We start from the raw sequence: 17,234 nt of genomic DNA, 5'->3' as shown, positions 1-17,234 counted from the left end.
TCGGGCGGCTTCGTGTCCGCACTCCGTGGCCCGTGGGTCAGATGCGCCGCGCGAGCTCGTACGCCTGCCGGGTGGCGAAGGAGATCCGTCGCGGCGCGTAGGCGTCACCGAGGACGTGCAGCTCGGGCACCCGGCCCCGCAGCGCCTGGTGCAGTGAGGAATCCGCCTCTCCGCCGCAGGCCAGCACCACCGAGTCATAGCCGGTGTGCTCGCGGGCGACCCCGGAGTAGACGTTGCGGGAGACGACGCGGCCCGGCTCAATGAGGGCCACCCGTTCCATCACCTCCACCCGGGCGCCTGCGGCCGACAGCTTGGCCAGCGGTGCGCCGATCGAGTACTTGCCCACCAGCGGGGCGATCGCGGGTGTCGGGTAGAGCACCGTCACACCCCTGCCGAGATCGGTCAGGTGGCCCGCGATCGTCAGTGGCTGCATATGGTCCTCCATCGCGATCACCAGCACCTTCCGGCCGACGGCCGCCCGGCCGCGCAACACCTCGCGACCCTCGGCGACGAACGGCAGGTTCACTCCGGGAATGGCGGGGCGGCGGGGCCGCGCGCCGGTGGCCACCGCGACGACGTCGAAACCGGCGTCCGCCACGGCATCGGCGTCCGCCGCATGGCCCAGTTTCACATCGACGCCCAGCTCGGCGAGGCGCCGCTCCTGGAAGGACAGGAAGTCCGCATAGGCGGCGTTCTCGGTCACCCGTGCCGCGATGCGCATCTGCCCGCCGGTCTCGTGCTCGCGCTCCCAGAGGGAGACCCGGTGGCCGCGTTCGGCGAGCAGTGCCGCCAGCTCGAGCCCGGCCGGGCCCGCACCGGCCACGAGCACCCGCTTGGCCGATCGGGCCCGATGCGGCGGCGGCTCGCTCTCGCGCCCGGTCAGCGGGTTCACCGAGCAGCCGAAACGCACGCCCTCCACGACGACCCGGTGCAGGCAGTCGTTGGTGCCGATGCACGGCCGGATCCGGTCGGCGCGCCCGTCGCGGGCCTTGGCCACCAGATCGCCGTCGGCGAACATCGCCCGCGCCATCCCGACCACATCGGCATGGCCCGATTCGACAACGCGGGCCGCCGCGGCGGCCGTCGCGACCCGGCCGGTGTAGACGACCGGGAGGCTCAGCGCCTCCTTGAACCGGCGCGCCAGGTCCGACCAGTGGGCCACACGGTAGTGGTGCGGCTGAATGTAGCTGGGTGCGCCCCAGTTGTTGCCGATCACGCAGTGCAGATAGTCGATCGTGCCGCTGGCCTGCAGGGCGACCGCGATGGCCAGTCCCTCCTCCAGGTCGTAGCCGCCCTCGAACAGCTCGTCCATGTTGAGCCGCACGCCGACGGTGAAGTCCTGGCCGACCTCCTGCCGGATCCGGCGCAGGACGTCCAGCAGCAGCCGCATCCGCCCGGCCTGGTCCCCGCCGTACTCGTCCTCACGGTGATTGGTGGCGGGGGAGAGGAACAGCTGGAGCAGGTCCTCGTGATTGGCGTGCAGCTCCACGCCATCGAGGCCGGCGGCCTTCGCCTCCCCGGCGGAGAACGCGTATTCCTCGATGAACCAGGCGATCTCCTCGCCGGTCAGCACATGCGGAACCTGGTTGTTGGTGTAGTTGGCCAGTACGCCCGACGGCGAATGCGGCATGCCGCCCTGCATGATCAGCTGCGCCGAGGCGTACGCCCCCGCCGAGTGGATCGCCTCCGCGTACTGCGCCGCCCGCTCGCGGAACTGCGGCAGCCGGAAGACACCGCGGACGGTCGCTCCGATCCCGGTCGGCTCGAAACCGGGGATCACCGTGTTGCCGACGAACGCGTTCAACCCGCAGATCCAGGCGGCGCCGCTCTCGGCGCGCTGGCGCCAGTACGCCTGGTTGGCCGCCGACTGCCGCTCGCTGCCGAACGGATCACCGGTCAGACGGCCGTGCGGTGGCAACATGATCCGGTTGCGCAGCTCCATGGTGCCGATGCGGATCGGTTGGAACAACAGGCCGTCCCGGATGTGCTCGGACATCTCATTCCTCCTCGTCCTGTGCCGCGTGCCGCCCGGCGAGACGGGCGAAGACCAGGGCCGGGCCGAGGGTCCCGCCGGCACCGCCGTAGGCCATCCCGGTGGGCGCGGCCATGGCGTTGCCGACCGCGTACAGGCCCTCGATCACCGTGCCGTCGACGTCGAGTACCGCACCGGTGGTGCTGGTCCTGGGGCCGCCCTTGGTGCCCAGCGTGCTGGGGTGGACGGGCACCGCGTAGAAGGGGCCGGTGGCGAAGGTGCCCAGGGTCGCCTGGGGAGTGCGATAGCGGCTCCGGTCGCCGCACCAGCCGTCGTAGATGCTCTCGCCCCGGTGGAAGTCGGGATCCCGCCCGGCCTGGGCGAAGGAGTTGAAGCGCTCCACCGTGGCGGTGAGCGCCTCGGCGGGGACGCCGATCCGCTCGGCGAGGCCGTCCAGGGTGTCGGCGCGGATCAGCCACCCCGGCGCCTGGGAGCCCGGGGCTGTTCCGAAGACGCCGTAGCTCTTCACACATGCGTCATCGAGGAGCAGCCAGGCGGGAAGGTTGGCGTAGCTGAAGGACACCACGTCGAAGGCGTGGAAGGCGGCACCGAGGGCGTTGTAGTTGGCGGCCTCGTTGGTGAACCGCCGCCCCAGGGCGTTGACCATGAGCGTTCCCGGCAAGGTCCGCTCCCGGAGCAGGAGGGTCGGGGAGGTCTTGCCGTCCGCGCCCGGGACGAGCACCACCGGCACCCACCAGGCCTCCCGCATGGCGCTCAGTCGGGCCCCCAGCCGCATCGCCATCCGCAGTCCGTCTCCGGTGTTGCTCTCCACCCCCGGCGGGTGCGCCACGGGGCCGCGGAGGAAGTCCCGCACCAGTTCCCCGTCGTGCTCGAAGCCGCCGGTGGCGATGATCACCGCCTTGCGTGCCCGCACCCGGTGGGAGCCGGAGGCGGAGGTGAACCGGACCCCGGCGACACGGCCGTCCTCGACCAGCAGCTCCTTTGCCCTCATCCCGGTATGCGGCTCGACCCCGCGCTCCAGACAGCCCTTGAGGAGGGCGGCGACCAGCCCGCGTCCCAGCCCCTCCAAGGACCGCGCCTCCCGCTGACGCATCAGCTCGGGGGCGATGACGCCCGTGCCGCCTCCGCTGGGGATCTCGCCGATGTACAGCCGCCTGGGATGCCCGACGATACGGTCCCGCCAGTCCCCAAGGTCGGCGGTGCCGATCAGTTCCGGCTCCAGGGAGCGGCCTCCTTCGGGGAGGCCGCCGGGGTGCTCCGGGTGGTAATCGGGGTAGCCGGGAACCAACTTCAGGCGGAGCGGGGTCTCCCGTTCCAGCCAGTCGAGGGTGGGCTCCACCTGGTCGACGAAGGTCTCCGCCATCTCCGGTCGCATGCTGCCGTTGGACAGCGCTTCCAGATAGGTCAAGGCCTGCGTCCGGTTGTCACCGAGCCCCGCCTCGGCGGCGTATCTGTTGGCCGGCAGCCAGACGACACCCCCGGAGAGCGCCGTCGTCCCGCCGACGCAGTCGGCCTTCTCGAACAGCCCCACCGAGGCGCCATGGCTTGCCGCCGCCAGAGCCGCGGTCAGTCCCGCCGCCCCGGTGCCGAGCACCACCACCTCGTATTCGTCCACGGTGCCACCTCCTCGAACGTTGCGAAGAACTTACCTCATTGGACGCTTTACGTGTAGGGTGAGATTTCTGGCCGTGGGATCGCGGGCCCAGCCGAGGCCGCGGGAGGCGCACCCCATGACTGCTCAGCCACCGGAGGCCGCGGGCCGCGCGGCGGACAGCACGCAGGCTCCCCCGGCACGGGTGGGGACATGGATCCTGCCCGTCCTGCTGGTCATGGCGTCCGCGGCGGTCTCCCAGGGGTTTGTCCGCTTCACCTTCTCCTACGTCCTGCCGGACATGACCGAGGACATCCTGGGCTCCTACAGCATGGCGGGGCTGCTCAGCGCAGCGAACCTGGGCGGCTATCTCGCTGGAGTGATCGCCGTGACCTCACTGGCGCACCGGGTGGAGAGCACAACACTGCTCAAGGCAGGCCTGTCGCTGACCGTACTCGGCCTGCTCCTGGTGTCCCTCGCCCCTGGGCCCCCCGTGCTCTTCCTCGGCATGGGCATGGCCGGACTGTGCAGCGCGGCCGTATGGATCCCCATCCCCGCGATCGTCGCCGTCCATGTGCCGCGGCGCCACCGCGGGCTCGCCTTCGGGATGGCCACCGCGGGCGCGGGTATGAGCATCGCGCTCACCGGCCCCGTGGTGACGCTGGTGCAGCGGGCGTTCGGCGACGGCGCCTGGCGTGAGGTCTGGGGCGTTGAGGTCGCCGTCTCGGCGATGATCCTCGCCCTGCAACTGCTGCTGCTGAAGCCGGCCGGTGCCCGCCCCGCCGATGGGGACCCCCGACACCACCGGCGCAAGCCGCTGCGCACCGTCCTACCCGGAGCAACCACCCTGCTGCTGTCCTATTTCCTCTACGGAATCGGTTTCGCCCTCTACACCAACTACCTCATCGCCGCCCTCCAGGAGGATCTGGGGTTCGCGCCCGCGGCAGCCACGGGGGTGTTCTCCCTGCTGGGCCTTGCCAGCATCTTCGGCGGAGTCCTGGGCGGCCGGGTCTCCGATGCGTGCGGCCGCCGGGCGACCCTGGTGGTGCTGATGGTGCTGATCGGCCTGTTGGCTCTGGTGGTCCCGCTGGGCTGGGGCGCGGCCGTGCATGCGTCGGCGTTCACCTATGGGCTGCTGATGATGGCGGTCGGCACTGTGCTGGTCTCCTACCTCGGCGATGCGCTCGACCCCCGGAACCTCGGTGCCGCGTTCGGCACTGCGACCATGAGCCTGGGCCTGGCCCAGTTGGTCGCTCCGCCCGTCGGTGGATGGCTGGCCGACGAGACCGGCTCCTTCGACATCGTCTTCTACGTCTCCTGCGGCGCCGCGCTCCTCGCCGGTCTCGCGGTCTGCTTCCTTCCGGGCGCCGGCAGGGGCGCTGTCGAGGGAGCGCCCCGGAGCGCGTCCATGTAGGGCAGGGCGGCCACACGGAAGAGGGCGCCGGCCTCAGGGACCGGCGCCTCCCTTCCTGCGATTGGGCTTCAGTGGCCCGGGGCGGACACCTTGTCCGGGTCGATCTTGATGTCGATCAGGACCGGCCGGTCCCGGGTCTCGATCGCATCCAGTGCCTCGTCGAGATCGGCCAGGTTCCGCACGGTGAAGCCCCGTCCGCCCAGCGCTGTGGCGACCGGGCCGAAGTCCGGCCAGTCGAAGGTGGAGATGGCCGGGTCCATGTTCTTGCTGCGGAACTGTATGTGCTCCGCGCCGTAGGCGGCGTCATTGAACACCACGACGACCAGGTCGACGTTGTGCCGTACCGCGGTGCTGAACTCGGCCAGACCCCCGAGCATGAAACCGCCGTCGCCGGTGATGAGCAGGGTGGGCCGCCCGGGGGCGCCGAAGGAGGCACCGATGGCGTTGCCCATACCCAGGCCTATGGAACCGAAGTTGACGGTGTGCACATAGGCGCTGGGCTCCGGGCAGTGCAGCCGGGTGAAGGCATTGAAGATGAACCGGCCGCCGTCGAAGACCAGGGTGCGGTCGGCCGGGAACGCCCCGTCGAGCCTCTGCATGGCCGTACGGATGTCCACCGTCTCGTCCGTGCTGAGGCCCGTGCTCGGGTCCTTGAGGGCGGCGTCGGAGTACGCGGCGAGGCGCTGGGCCAGTTCCTCGGAGGCGAAGCCGGTCGGCTTGGCCTCGGCCTCGTCCAGCCAGCCCACGATCGTGTCCGCCACCTTCGCCGCGTCACCGACGACGGGGGCGTCGCTCGCCGAGAACCGGTTGAGACTGTCGCGCTCGATGTCGACATGGACGAGCTGCTTCTTCTCCAGCACCGAGCCTTCGGCGGTCGTCCACTTGTTGAGGCTCGCACCGAAGGCTATGACGCAGTCGGACTGCAGGATCGTGTCGAGCGCCACCTCGTGCGAGAGCGTGCCGCAGATGCCGAGGTCGAACCGCTCGCCGCGGAAGAGGTCCTTGGCGCGCAGCGTCGTGGCGACCGGGGCGCCGATGCGCTCGGCCAGCCGCAGCAGGGCCGCCCTGGCCTCGGGGCTCGTGGCGCCGCGGCCCGCGAGCACCACGGGACGGTGCGCGCTGGCGATGATGCCGACCGCCGCGTCCAGCGCCGCCGGGTCCGGGGCGACCGCCTGCGGAGGCGTGAACGCCGGCTCGGCCTTGCGGTAGTCGACCTCCTCCCACTGGAACTCCACGGGCACGTTCAGCACGACAGGCCGCTTCTCCAGGAGGGCCCTGCGGACGGCCACCGCCATGTCCTCGGCGACGGTCTGCGGGGAGCGGACCTGCTCGAAGCCCGCACCGGTCGGCAGAACCACGTCCCGCTGCGGGATGTTCTGGAAGTTTTCCCGGTCCACCACGGCGGTGTCCCCCGCGACCAGCAGGACGGGCGTGTGGTCCTTCACGCTCTCCACGAGGGCGGTGACGGTGTTGGTCAGCGCAGGGCCATGGGTCACCGTGGCGACGCCGAGTCCGCCCGAGGTGCGGGCGAACCCGTTGGCCGCGAGCACGGCTCCCCCCTCGTTGGAGCACGAGTAGTACGAGCCTCCGATCACCCGCTCGAAGCTGTCCATCATGTACAGGTTCGCGTCCCCGAGGACTCCGAAGACGGTCTTCACTCCATGGTCGGCAAGGGCGCGCGCTACGGCTTCGTGGAACAGCATCCCAGCTCCCTCTTTAGGCGTGCCCGCACCATGGCAAATCTTCCCTTGTACGTCAATGGGTAAGTCTGTAACCTGGGTGCGATCGGGAGCCACCGGGGAACGACCGAAGAAGGTGCCGCTATGACCGAGCCGTACGACGTGATCGTGCTGGGAACCGGAGCCGCGGGCTTGACCGCGGCCGTCACCGCCGCGGAGGGCGGCGCGCGCGTGGGTCTGTTCGAGAAGGCGCCGGAGGTCGGGGGCACGGCGGCCTGGTCCGGCGGCCACGTATGGATCCCGAACAACCCCCACCAGGCCGCCATCGGTGTCGAGGACAGCGAGGAGGAGGCCTTCACCTACATCATGTCGCTCTCGCGCGGCCTGCTGGACGAGCGCCTGATCCGCGCCTACCTCAAGGCCGGCCCGGAGATGGTCCGCTTCCTCGACCGGGCCGCGGGCACCGAGTTCTACGCGGTCGCCGACTTCCCCGACTACCACCCCGAGCACGAGGGCGGAAAGCCGGGCGGCGGCCGCACCATCGAGTGCCCGCTGTTCCCCTTCGACGAGCTCGGCGAGTGGCAGCAGAAGGTCACGCACAGCCCGTACTACCCGAACGAGCACCTCACGATGAGTGAGACGCCGCTCGGCGCCGCCGTCCCCGTGCCGCCGTCCGAGGAGGAGCTGGAGCGCCGGAAGGTCCGCGACGAGCGCGGCCGCGGCCAGTCGCTGATCGGCAGGCTGCTCAAGGCCTGCCTCGACGCGGGCGTCGAGCCGCGCACCGAGCACCGGGCGCGCCGGCTGGTCATCGAGGACGGCAGGGTCACCGGAGTCCGCTTCGACACCCCGGAGGGCCCGGCCGAGTACCGCGCCACGCGCGGCGTCGTTCTGGCCACCGGCGGCTTCGAATGGAACGAGGACTACAAGCGCGCGTTCCTGCGCGGTCCGCTGACCCACCCCGTCTCGATGAAGACCAACACCGGCGACGGCCTGTACATGGCCATGCAGGCCGGTGCCATGCTCGGCAACATGCGGGAGGCCTGGTGGATACCGGCGGCCGACCTCCCCGAGGGCATCAACGCCATGAACCGGGCGATGATCAGCGCCGACCGCACCCGCCCTCGCTCGATCATGGTGAACCGGCGGGGCCGCCGGTTCACCAACGAGGCGGCCAACTACAACGCGTTCGGCGGCGCGTTCCACGTCGAGGACGTCGCGGCCTTCGAGTACGCCAACCTGCCCTGCTGGCTCGTTTTCGACCAGGGCTACCTGCGTGCGTACGGCACCATCGGCCCCCACCCGGCGGGGGAGGAGCCCCCGGCGTGGCTGAAGGCATACGACACCCTGGACGCCCTCGCCGAAGACCTCGGAATCCCCGCCGAGGAGCTCAAGACCACCGTCCAGCGCTGGAACGAGCACGCGGCCAAGGGCGTCGACCCCGACTTCCACCGCGGTGAGAGCGCCCACGACCGCTGGTGGGGCGACCCCGCCTACAAGCGCGACGTCCGCGGCACCCTCGGCCCGCTCGACGAGGCGCCGTACTACGCCATCCCGGTCAAGAGCGGGGGACTCGGCACCAAGGGCGGCCCCCGGGTGGACACCGACGCCCGGGTGCTCGACATCGACGGCGAGCCCATCGAGGGGCTGTACGCGGCCGGGAACGTGATGGCGTCCCCGTTCGGCATGACGTACGGCGGCGCCGGCGGAACCCTCGGCCCGGCCATGGTCTTCGCCTACCTGGCGGGCCTCCACGCCATCCGGGGCAGCAGCGGCTGAGCGGCCCGCGGACGCCGGGTGTAGCCCCGCCCCCCGGGGGGCGGGGCTACACCCGGTGCGCTCACCGTCCCAGGTACGAGGCCTCGATCTCCGACCAGCGGTCGACCAGCTCCTCCGCCGTTCCCCGTGTCCGCACCCGGCCGCCGGACAGCACGTAGCCGCGCTGGGCGTACTTCAGGGCCAGGTGGATGTGCTGCTCCACCATGAGCACCGCCAGGCCGTCGGTGACCGCGATGTCCCGCAGCGCGGCGAACAGCCGCTCCACGACCACCGGGGCGAGCCCCATCGACATCTCGTCGACCAGCAGCACCTGCGGATTGGTGACCAGCGCCCGCCCCAGGGCGAGCATCTGCTGCTCGCCCCCGGAGAGTACCCCGGCCTTCTTGTTCCGCCGCTTCTTCAGCTCCGGAAAGAGCTCGAGCACGTCCAGGCCGCCCGGCCGCGCGCACAGCCTCAGATGCTCGTCGACCGTCAGCGACGGGAACAGCGAGCGGTCCTCCGGGATGTGCGCCAGCCGCTTGCGCGCGATGACGTGCGCGCTGTGCCTGAGCAGCGACTCGCCGTCCAGCCTGATGTCCCCGCCGGAGATCTTCACCAGACCGGAGCACGCCAGCAGGGTGGTGGTCTTGCCCGCGCCGTTGGGTCCGAGCAGACTGACGATCTCCCCGGCGCCGACGGACATGCCGACGCCGTCGAGCACCTGGATCCGGCCGTACCCCGCGCAGAGGCCCTCGATCTCCAGGACAGCCGCCGTGGTGCCCGCGGTTGCGACGCCGTCCTGCGTCATCGTGCCGGTCATGCCGCTCCTCCGGTTCCTCCGCTGACGGGCTCGGCGGACGTGTCCGTGCCGAGGTAGGCGCGGGCGACCTCGGGGTTCTCGCGTACGGCCGACGGGGGGCCGGAGGCGATCCGTTTGCCGAAGTCGAGGACCTGGATGTCGTCGCACACGTTCATGATCAGGTCGACGTCGTGGTCGACGAGGAGGATGGTCGTCACGCCGGTGTCGACCAGGTTCCTCAGTTTCGCGCCCAATGCCTGGGATTCCTGGGCGTCGAGCCCCGCGGCCGGCTCGTCCAGGAGGAGCAGACGGGGCCCGGCCGCCAGAGCGCGGGCGACCGAGACCAGCCGGGCTGTGCCGTGTGACAGCTCCGACGGGTACGTGTCGGCCGCCCAGGCGACGTCGAGCCGTTCCAGGGCGTAGCCCACGGGGTCGCCCGAGGGGCCTCCGGCGTGCGGGCGCGCGTAGGTCTGGAGGTTCTCCCGGACGGTGAGTTCCATGAACAGCTCGAGCGACTGGAAGGTGCGGATGATGCCTGCCCGGCTCCTGCGGTGCGCCGGCCAGTCGGTCACGCTCTGCCCGTCGAGCCGGATGTCACCCCCGCACTTGACCATGCCCGTGACCGCGTCGATCAGCGTGGTCTTCCCGGCGCCGTTCGGCCCGATCAGCCCGACCAGGGTGCCGGGCTCGATCGTGAAGCCGACGTTGTCCACCGCCGTCACCCCGCCGTAGCGGACGGTCAGCCCGTCGAGTTCGAGCAGGCTCATCTCCGCCTCCTTCCGTCTTCTCCTGAGAGGTCAGCTCTTCGGCGGGGCACCGGCGACCCAGGACAGGCCGCCCTCGGCGTCGATGTACTGCTCCAGACCGCCGGGGTTCTCGATCGGGACCGGGGTGAAGGAGCCGTTGTCGTACTCGGCAATCAGGGCGTACGGGTTGGACACGGACGGCATGCTCTCCGGTGCGTTCTCCGGGGCCGTGGCGTGGGTCAGGAAACCGTCCCAGGGAGCGCCCTCCTGCAGCTTCTTCAGCACGGACTCCTTGGTGATATCGCCCTTGACCGACGCGAGGACGTCGTAGGCGTACTGCATCGACGAGGCGGCGACCGCGGTCTGGTTGGTCAGCTCCATGTCCGGGGCGTGCTTCCCCAGCACCGAGCGGTAGGTGTCCGCGTCCTCGCTCTTGTAGTCCGACGGGACCGAGGCGAAGGCGTACAGGACTCCGTTCGCGGCATCGCCGGCGGCGTCGAACACCTTCTTGGTCGCCGCTGTCGCGGACACCCCGATCTGCGCGTCGATCCCGACGAGCTCGGCCGCCTGGAACATCCGGGGCGCCGGGCCCTCGCCGACCGCGAGGATGACCGCGTCGGGCTCGGCCTGGGCGATCTTCGACAGGATCGGGGTGAAGTCGGTGGCTGCGGCGTCGAACTCGACCATCGAGTAGCCGGTTCCGCCCAGGTCCGTCCACTGCTTCTTCAGCTGTTTCCCGACCGCTTGGCCGGACGGGGTGTTGGTGTAGGCGACGGCGAGCTTCTTTTTGCCGGTCGCGGCGAAGTGCACGGCGAGGGACGGGTAGGAGCCCGCCGCTCCCGGAGTGGTCGGGAAGTTGTGCTCGCTGTGGTACTCGTCAGAGGTCACGGGCCAGCCGCCGATGCCGGCGAGTCCAGCCTTCTCCATCGCGGGAAGCGCGTTGGCGCCGAAGGAGAGCGAGGAGTTGTTGACCAGGGCGACCACACCCGAGTCGATCAGGTTGTTGAGGCACTGCGACGTCTTGGCCGGGTCGCCGTGGTCGTCACAGCTCTCCACGATGACGGGGCGGCCGTCGATTCCGCCGAGCTCCTCGTTGATGTACGAGGCCCAGGCGTCGTTCACCGTCTTCACCGAGCCATTGGACCAAGCCGGGTTGGTGATCGTCAGGATCGAGCCGAGCTTGATCGGCTCCCCCTTCAGGCCGCCCGTGCCGGTCCCGGTCTCCTCGGCGGAGCCCGTTCCGCAGCCGGCGAGCACGGCGGTCAGCGCGAGGGCAGCGGCGGCCGCACCCGCTCTCCCGCGTCCGGTACGCACATTCATGATCCCTCACTCCTTGCTGCCTGGACGGGTGCCGCTGGATCGAGCGCCCTGGACTGGTCGCGGTCGTGGGGGGCGGGCTTCGGTGCCGCCCCGGTGGGTGGAGCCGGAGCGCTCTCGCCCGGCTTGGTCGTGCGGCGGCCGCGGCGCTCGCGGATGGTGTGCGCCAGGGTGGCCAGGCCGTCGGGGTGGAGCTGTACGGAGATCAGCAGGGCCCCGCCCGCGATGATCTGCTGGTAGGCGTCGAGCCCTCCGGTGGTGAGCAGTTGCGAGAACAGGCCGCCGCTGGCTCCGAGGCCGGCGAAGATCGCGCCGCTCACCATGCCGATGCCGCCGATGTAGGCCATGACGATCGTGTGCAGGGATTCGAAGACGGTGAAGCGCTCGTAGGCGAAGACGTTGGCCTGGTAGCCGAGCAGTGAGCCGCCGACTCCGGCCATGAAGGCGGAGACCGCGAAGGCGGCGAGCTTGTAGTGCTTGATATTGATGCCCGCCGCCGCCGCGGCGGCCTCGTTCTCCCGCACGGCGAGGGCACGGCGGCCCGGGGTCGATACGCGGAGCGCCGAGATCAGGGCGGCCGCGGCGATCACGATGACCAGGGTGAACACGGCGAACTGCGTGTCGGTCAGTTCGTACCCGAAGACGGACGCCGGGGTGACCCGGTTGAAGCCCTTGCCGCCGAGCAGGCGGCCGTCGGAGAAGACCGCGACCTGGCAGATAAAGGCCGCGCTGAGCGTGACGAGAGCGAGGCTCGGTCCGCGCACCCGTAGCGAGGGCAGGCCGATGAGCAGGCCGACGAGCAGCGCGACCACGCCGCTGAGGGCGATGACCAGGAGGAACGGCACTCCGGCGGCGGACAGCAGCGCGGTCGTCATTCCGCCGATCCCGGCGAACGCGACCTGGGCCAGGGAGATCTGGCCCGCGAACCCGGTGACTACGACGACCGACAGAGCGATCAGGATTCCGGCCATGGTCACCACCCCGGCCGACAGCCACGAAGGCTGGACCGAGTAGATGAACACCACCCCTGCCACCAGGGCGACGACCGGGCCGATCACCCGGTGACGCGAGGGGAGGCTGATGGGCAGCCGTCCCCTGACGACCTCGCCGCGGGCCGGCAGCAGCCGCCCGGAGAAGATCATCGCGAGGATCACCACGAGGGCGGGCAGGGCCTGGGAGCGGCCGGGGCCCGTCCATAGCCAGGTGTACCAGGAGCCCTCGGCGCCCGTGATCACCTTCAGCGCCGACTCGACCATGCCCAGGCCGAGGCCGGCGAGCACGGCCACGCCGAAGGACGTGAACCGGGCGATCAGGGCCGCACCGAAGACCGGGACGACCAGCAGGGTCAGGGCCTTGGCGTCGAGTCCGGCGACCGGGCTGAGCATCACACCCGCGACCGCGGCCAGGACGAAGCCCACAGCCCAGGTGAGAGCGCCGATGAGGACGGGGGACAGACCGCTGAGCGACGCGCCCTTCTCGCTGTCGGAGATCGCCCGTACGGCGAGACCGACCCGGGTGCGCCGCGAGACCAGGGTGAGCACCACGGCGAGGGCGATCGCGACTCCGGCGAGGACCAGGCGGTCCACCGGGAGCACCACGCCGAAGAGGTCGAGCGTCGTCGTCGGGACCACCGGCGCGGGGGTCCTGGTCTGCACGTCGAACAGCACCGTGGCAAGGCCCTGGAGCAGCAGAAGCAGCGCCAGCGTGGCGATGATCCGCGCGAGCACCGGGGAGTTGCGGAGCTGACGCATCACCAGGAGGTAGAAGGAGAGCCCGAGCACCCCGGCGAACACGACGGTCACCAAGGACGACGGCAGAACGGACCAGCCGAGGTCGTCGCGCAGGGCGAAGAACACATAGGCGCTGATCATGGCGACCGCACCCTGACCGAAATTGAGGACTCCGGTTCCTCGGTAGATCGCCACGAGGCCGAGGGCCAGCAGCGCGTAGGCGCCGCCGAGGCCAAGTCCCAGAAGCGCGAACTGCAGCACAGACATCTGGATGCCCCTGTCGTCGGATCATTGTGGACGGGGTGGTTGAGAAACTATTATTCTTAACGTAGAACGTCAATAGTGAAAACTGACGGCAGGGAGTCCGCATGACCGACACAGCCGCGGCCCGGGTAATGGAGTTGGAACGGCGCCGGTGGGAGGCGCTGCTCGCCTCGGACACCGCCGCCCTGCACGAGCTGTTCGCCGATCGGATGGTGTACACCCACTCGAACGCCCTGGTGGACAGCAAGAGCAGCTACATCAAGGCGATCGAGGACGGATCGGTCAGGTATGTCGCGGTCGAATCCACCGGCGAGGAGGTGCGGGTGTTCGGCAGTACCGCCGTCGTCACCGGCCGTGCCGTGATCGACGCACGGACCGGAGGGCAGGACCGCCGCGCGGTGGCGCGGTACAGCGCGGTGTGGGCGGAGACGGCTGGCCGGTGGCAGTTCGTCTGCTGGCACTCCACACCTCAACCCCAGTGAGGCCCGGGGCGCGCGGCCGCCCGCCGCGCGCCCCGGCCGGGACCCGCCAGCCGTCAGGAGCCGGCCGTCACCAGGCCGTTGAACCACTCGCGAGGGGGCAGCGGGTGCTGGAAGAGGTCGCAGGCGTTGCCGAAGGTCACAGCCCTGACCACTGCCGGGCCGAGGCCGGTGAACTGCTGCCTGAGGATCTCCTGGGTGTCCGGCCAGGAAGAGTCCGCATGCGGGTAGTCGGCCTCGTACATGATGTGCGGGAGCACGTCCTCGTCGACGCGGCCGATCGTACGCGGCTCGTAGTACGCGGCGAACCAGAAGTTCCGCAGCAGCACCTCGCGCGGGCTTTCCCTGACCCCGTCCCAGGTGTCGGTCATCCCGCCGACCACGTACTCGCTGGCGATGTAGTCCAGTCGGTCCAGGAGCATCGGCAGCCAGCCGATCCCCCCTTCGGACAGGACGAGCTTCAGACCGGGGAAGCGCACCGGGATCCTGGAGAAGACCCAGTCGACCGCCGATGCCAAGGCGCTGACGGTGAACAGCGCCGACAGCACCTCGGAAGGGGAGTCCTTGCTGGGCAGCATCGTCTGCCCCGACGACCCGACATGGAGGTTGACGACCGTTCCGGTCTCCTCGCAGGCGCGGAAGAACGGGTCCCAGTAATCCGTGTACAGGCTCGGCAGGCCGAGGCTCTCGGGGTTCTCGCTGAACGTGACTGAGTGGAAGCCCCGTTCGGCATTGCGCCGGATCTCCGCGGCGGCCAGCTCCGCGTCCCACAGACAGGAGACCTGACTCGGGATCAGCCGGTCGGGATACGCGCCCGCCCAGCCCTCCAGCACCCACTGGTTGTAGGCGCGCAGGCTGGCCAGGCCCAGCTCGCGGTCCTTCATCCTCATGAACCGCCAGCCCGCGAAGCCGAAGACCATCGACGGGAAGCACAAGGAGGCGTACATTCCGGCGATGTCCATGTCGCGGACGCGCGCGTCGACGTCCCAGGCGCCGGTGCGCATCTGGTCGTAGCGCACGGGCCCGTTGTACATGTCCTCGGCCCTCCAGCTCTTCATGACGTTGCCGCCGCTGATGGGGACCAGCTCGTCCTCGAAGAGCCAGTACTCCATCCCGTCCTTCTCGACGATCCGCGGCGCCCGGTCCTGCAGCGCCCGGGGCAGCCTTCCCTCGAAGGTCTCCCGCGGCTCCAGAAGGTGGTCGTCGACCGACACCAGCGGCCAGAAGCGCTTACGGGGTTCGGGGTCCTCGATGACCGGGGGCGGGCCCGTCCGGTTCTTGAGATGGGCCTTGATGAACTCGTCTATATCGGTCATGCGCAGCTCCTTGGCTCGGGACGGACCGGACTCTTGCGTTGTCCAAAGGCCTCACCGGCGCACGTGGGTCAGCCCTCACCCGCGACCCTGACGTGCCGCAGGACGCGCCGTTCGGCCAGGTCCCATGCGGTGGCGCGGTGCAGGACGCACCGGTTGTCCCAGACGACGACGTCTCCGGGGCGCCAAGGGTGGTAGTACGTGCGCGGCGGCACGCAGGCCGCGTCCAGCAGACGCCCGAGGAGGGCCTGGCCCTCGGCGACGGGCATGCCCTCCACCTGACAGGCGTGCCTGCCGATGAACAGGGACCTGCGGCCGGTGACCGGGTGGCGCTTGACCAGCGGGTGCCAGGCGCCGTTCATGTCGCTGGGCACCGCGGCGGCCTCGGTGTCGGTCGCGCCAGCGGCGGCCTGTGAGTACTGCAGGGAGTGGAAGACGGTGAGCCCTTCCAGGGCCGCCTTGTCGGCGTCGGACAGCTCGTCGTAGGCGGCGCGCATGTCCGCGTACCCCGTCCGGCCGCCGGTGCTGGGCACCTCGATGGCGTGCAGAACCGACGCCTTGGCCGAGACGGCCTTGAAGGAGCTGTCGGAGTGCCAGCCCTCGTTGCCTCCCAGGAAGCGGGTCTGCGGGTGGTCGCGGTCCTTGATGTGCACGCTGTTCTCGTCGACGTTGGAGATGTCGAGCACGATGGGCTTGCCAACCAGATCCGCCCGCATGGTGTCGGCGTCCTGCAGCTCGATCTCCCCGAACCGGCGGGCGAACGCGACCTGCTCGTCCCTGCCGAGGCTCTGGTCGTGGAAGACCAGGATCCCATGTTCGTGGAAGGCGGCCTCGATGCCGGCCCAGTCGGCGTCGTCCAGCTCGCGCAGGTCCGGGCCGCGGACCTCGGCACCGAGCGTGGTCCCCTGCAGGGCTGTCACCTGAATCCCCATCATTCCCCTCCCCGGATGTGCCGCATCTTGATCACGCCCCGGACCCAGGAGTCTTCAGCTTGAGCTCGTTGCGCAGGTAGTACGCCGCCAGCAGGAAGAAGCTCTGACCGATCGCCAGCTTCCCGAGCGGCACCCCCGGCCCTCCCGGGGGAAGGACGATCCGGCCGATGCTCCCGTCCGGCTCCACGATCCCGGCGACCGAGTCCAGAGCGCGTACGGCCGGTTCCAGAAGGGACTCCGGGACGTCGCCCAGTTCCAGACCGAGGGCGGCGGCGTAGGAGAACATCAGCGTGCCCGACGCCTCGAGGGAGGTGGACGGGTCGTCGAGGAAGTCGTGGAAGAACCCGCTGCGGTCCTGCAGTGCGGCCATCGACTCCAGCAGGGTCGTGAGGACCTGGCGGGTGGCTGCCGCGCTGTCGTGGTCCGGAGCCTCCAGGAGCACCTCGGCAGCCGCGCAGATGAGCCAGCCGTTGCCCCGTGACCAGAACGTGGACTCCGGGAACGAGTCCGGCCGCTCCCGCCAGATGTGGCGGGCCAGTTTCGCGGCGGGGTCGATCAGCCGGCGGGCGGCCACCAGGATGTGGCGGTACGCCTCGTCCACCAGGGCGGGCCGTTCGAGGACGCGCCCGAGGCGGGCGAGGGCGCCGCACACGGGGTAGACCTCGTCGATCCAGACCTCGGGCGCCTGCCCGTTCATGCGCAGGAATCCCTCGCTCGTCCTGGGCCCGTCCAGGACGGCGTCGATCTGCCGCTCGGCGGCTTCGAGGTACCGCGGCTCGCCCGTCTTCTCGTGCAGGACGGCGAGCGGGTAGGTGAAGTAGGCGGAGACGCTCGGGGTGGAGGTGAAGCCCTGCATGACCGCGGTGTCCATGACCCGGAAGGAGCCGAACGAGTAGTTCGTGGTGCCTCCGTAGCACAGCCGGCCGTCGGAGGTCTGGGTCGCGACCGCCCGGTCCAGCCAGCGCCGGACGGTCGGCACGCCTTCCGGGCGGCCCCATCGCAGAAGCGCGGTCATACAACCCTGGCGCTCCCAGTAGTCGTTCTTCAGATTCAGTTGCAGCGCGTTGGTGACGACACGCTCGACAAGAGCGTCGCTGACATGGTCGACCCGCATACCGGTCCCCTGTCTCGGATTTGACGCATTCATCCGTGGAGCTTGAGGCGATGAAAATACTCTCTTGACGTCGAACGTCAAGAGTTCAGGAGTAGGTGTGCCCGGCCG

Annotated in this window: 13 protein-coding genes; 3 read left to right on the top strand and 10 right to left on the bottom strand. The window is 70.2% G+C overall.

All coding sequences use genetic code 11. The features are described from left to right. Positions 1-37 precede the first annotated feature (37 nt). Together ACFV7R_RS35535 and ACFV7R_RS35530 are read right to left on the bottom strand one after the other, a co-directional pair. Complete coding sequence (locus ACFV7R_RS35535; protein WP_385271143.1) at positions 38-1,996, bottom strand: FAD-dependent oxidoreductase; 1,959 nt, start codon at positions 1,994-1,996, stop codon at positions 38-40. A gap of 1 nt (position 1,997) precedes the next feature. Further along, positions 1,998-3,608 carry an FAD-dependent oxidoreductase gene (locus tag ACFV7R_RS35530; protein WP_385271140.1) on the bottom strand — a complete coding sequence of 537 codons (1,611 nt, stop codon included), beginning with the start codon at positions 3,606-3,608 and terminating at the stop codon, positions 1,998-2,000. A 115-nt stretch (positions 3,609-3,723) separates the two neighbouring features. On the opposite strand from ACFV7R_RS35530, the gene ACFV7R_RS35525 reads away from it, so the two are divergent. Continuing rightward, positions 3,724-4,998 (top strand): MFS transporter, encoded by a 1,275-nt coding sequence (locus tag ACFV7R_RS35525; protein ID WP_385271137.1) that lies wholly within the window; start codon positions 3,724-3,726, stop codon positions 4,996-4,998. A gap of 68 nt (positions 4,999-5,066) precedes the next feature. Here the strand turns inward: ACFV7R_RS35525 and ACFV7R_RS35520 are convergent, their stop codons facing one another. Next, a complete protein-coding gene (locus ACFV7R_RS35520; RefSeq protein WP_385271134.1) occupies positions 5,067-6,701 on the bottom strand; it encodes a thiamine pyrophosphate-binding protein in 1,635 nt (544 codons plus the stop codon). Between the two features lie 120 nt (positions 6,702-6,821). On the opposite strand from ACFV7R_RS35520, the gene ACFV7R_RS35515 reads away from it, so the two are divergent. Next, entirely contained in the window at positions 6,822-8,453 is a 1,632-nt protein-coding gene (locus ACFV7R_RS35515) for an FAD-dependent oxidoreductase (RefSeq protein WP_385271131.1), read from the top strand. A gap of 61 nt (positions 8,454-8,514) precedes the next feature. Here the strand turns inward: ACFV7R_RS35515 and ACFV7R_RS35510 are convergent, their stop codons facing one another. Genes ACFV7R_RS35510 through ACFV7R_RS35495 form a run of 4 tightly spaced genes read right to left on the bottom strand, consistent with a single transcriptional unit; the run spans position 8,515 to position 13,291 of the window. Beyond that, a complete protein-coding gene (locus ACFV7R_RS35510; protein ID WP_385271129.1) occupies positions 8,515-9,252 on the bottom strand; it encodes an ABC transporter ATP-binding protein in 738 nt (245 codons plus the stop codon). After that, positions 9,249-9,998, bottom strand: coding sequence for an ABC transporter ATP-binding protein (locus ACFV7R_RS35505; RefSeq protein WP_385271127.1), 750 nt, complete (start codon positions 9,996-9,998; stop codon positions 9,249-9,251). Before ACFV7R_RS35505 ends, ACFV7R_RS35510 begins: the two co-directional genes overlap by 4 nt. Before the next feature lie 30 nt (positions 9,999-10,028). After that, the gene (locus tag ACFV7R_RS35500) at positions 10,029-11,297 is read right to left on the bottom strand and encodes an ABC transporter substrate-binding protein (RefSeq protein WP_385271124.1); all 1,269 of its coding nucleotides are present in this window, start codon (positions 11,295-11,297) and stop codon (positions 10,029-10,031) included. Next, complete coding sequence (locus ACFV7R_RS35495) at positions 11,294-13,291, bottom strand: ABC transporter permease (protein ID WP_385271121.1); 1,998 nt, start codon at positions 13,289-13,291, stop codon at positions 11,294-11,296. The genes ACFV7R_RS35500 and ACFV7R_RS35495 overlap by 4 nt, the downstream gene beginning before the upstream one ends. Before the next feature lie 101 nt (positions 13,292-13,392). On the opposite strand from ACFV7R_RS35495, the gene ACFV7R_RS35490 reads away from it, so the two are divergent. Beyond that, on the top strand, positions 13,393-13,770 hold the full coding sequence (locus ACFV7R_RS35490; protein WP_385271118.1) for a nuclear transport factor 2 family protein: 378 nt from the start codon (positions 13,393-13,395) through the stop codon (positions 13,768-13,770). 53 nt (positions 13,771-13,823) lie between these two features. Here ACFV7R_RS35490 and ACFV7R_RS35485 read toward each other — a convergent pair whose 3' ends face one another. The 3 genes from ACFV7R_RS35485 to ACFV7R_RS35475 all read right to left on the bottom strand — a co-directional run bounded on the left by ACFV7R_RS35485 (position 13,824) and on the right by ACFV7R_RS35475 (position 17,126). Continuing rightward, positions 13,824-15,083 (bottom strand): amidohydrolase family protein, encoded by a 1,260-nt coding sequence (locus ACFV7R_RS35485; RefSeq protein ID WP_385271115.1) that lies wholly within the window; start codon positions 15,081-15,083, stop codon positions 13,824-13,826. Between the two features lie 68 nt (positions 15,084-15,151). Next, positions 15,152-16,000 carry a TauD/TfdA dioxygenase family protein gene (locus ACFV7R_RS35480; RefSeq protein WP_385271112.1) on the bottom strand — a complete coding sequence of 283 codons (849 nt, stop codon included), beginning with the start codon at positions 15,998-16,000 and terminating at the stop codon, positions 15,152-15,154. A 43-nt stretch (positions 16,001-16,043) separates the two neighbouring features. After that, on the bottom strand, positions 16,044-17,126 hold the full coding sequence (locus tag ACFV7R_RS35475; RefSeq protein WP_385271109.1) for a glycoside hydrolase family 88 protein: 1,083 nt from the start codon (positions 17,124-17,126) through the stop codon (positions 16,044-16,046). Positions 17,127-17,234 lie beyond the last annotated feature (108 nt).

Origin of the sequence: Streptomyces sp. NPDC059866 (assembly GCF_042731325.1) — a bacterium.
Classification (GTDB): Bacteria; Actinomycetota; Actinomycetes; order Streptomycetales; family Streptomycetaceae; genus Streptomyces; species Streptomyces flavusporus.
Note: the sequence above shows the minus strand (reverse complement) of the source record. Positions and strands in the feature narration are given on the sequence as shown.

Coding starts and splice junctions, on each gene's coding strand:
- ACFV7R_RS35520 (WP_385271134.1), bottom strand. CDS start 6,701: ATGCTGTTCCACGAAGCCGTAGCGCGCGCCCTTGCCGACCATGGAGTG.
- ACFV7R_RS35485 (WP_385271115.1), bottom strand. CDS start 15,083: ATGACCGATATAGACGAGTTCATCAAGGCCCATCTCAAGAACCGGACG.
- ACFV7R_RS35525 (WP_385271137.1), top strand. CDS start 3,724: ATGACTGCTCAGCCACCGGAGGCCGCGGGCCGCGCGGCGGACAGCACG.
- ACFV7R_RS35535 (WP_385271143.1), bottom strand. CDS start 1,996: ATGTCCGAGCACATCCGGGACGGCCTGTTGTTCCAACCGATCCGCATC.
- ACFV7R_RS35515 (WP_385271131.1), top strand. CDS start 6,822: ATGACCGAGCCGTACGACGTGATCGTGCTGGGAACCGGAGCCGCGGGC.
- ACFV7R_RS35475 (WP_385271109.1), bottom strand. CDS start 17,126: ATGCGGGTCGACCATGTCAGCGACGCTCTTGTCGAGCGTGTCGTCACC.
- ACFV7R_RS35510 (WP_385271129.1), bottom strand. CDS start 9,252: ATGACCGGCACGATGACGCAGGACGGCGTCGCAACCGCGGGCACCACG.
- ACFV7R_RS35495 (WP_385271121.1), bottom strand. CDS start 13,291: ATGTCTGTGCTGCAGTTCGCGCTTCTGGGACTTGGCCTCGGCGGCGCC.
- ACFV7R_RS35500 (WP_385271124.1), bottom strand. CDS start 11,297: ATGAATGTGCGTACCGGACGCGGGAGAGCGGGTGCGGCCGCCGCTGCC.
- ACFV7R_RS35490 (WP_385271118.1), top strand. CDS start 13,393: ATGACCGACACAGCCGCGGCCCGGGTAATGGAGTTGGAACGGCGCCGG.
- ACFV7R_RS35505 (WP_385271127.1), bottom strand. CDS start 9,998: ATGAGCCTGCTCGAACTCGACGGGCTGACCGTCCGCTACGGCGGGGTG.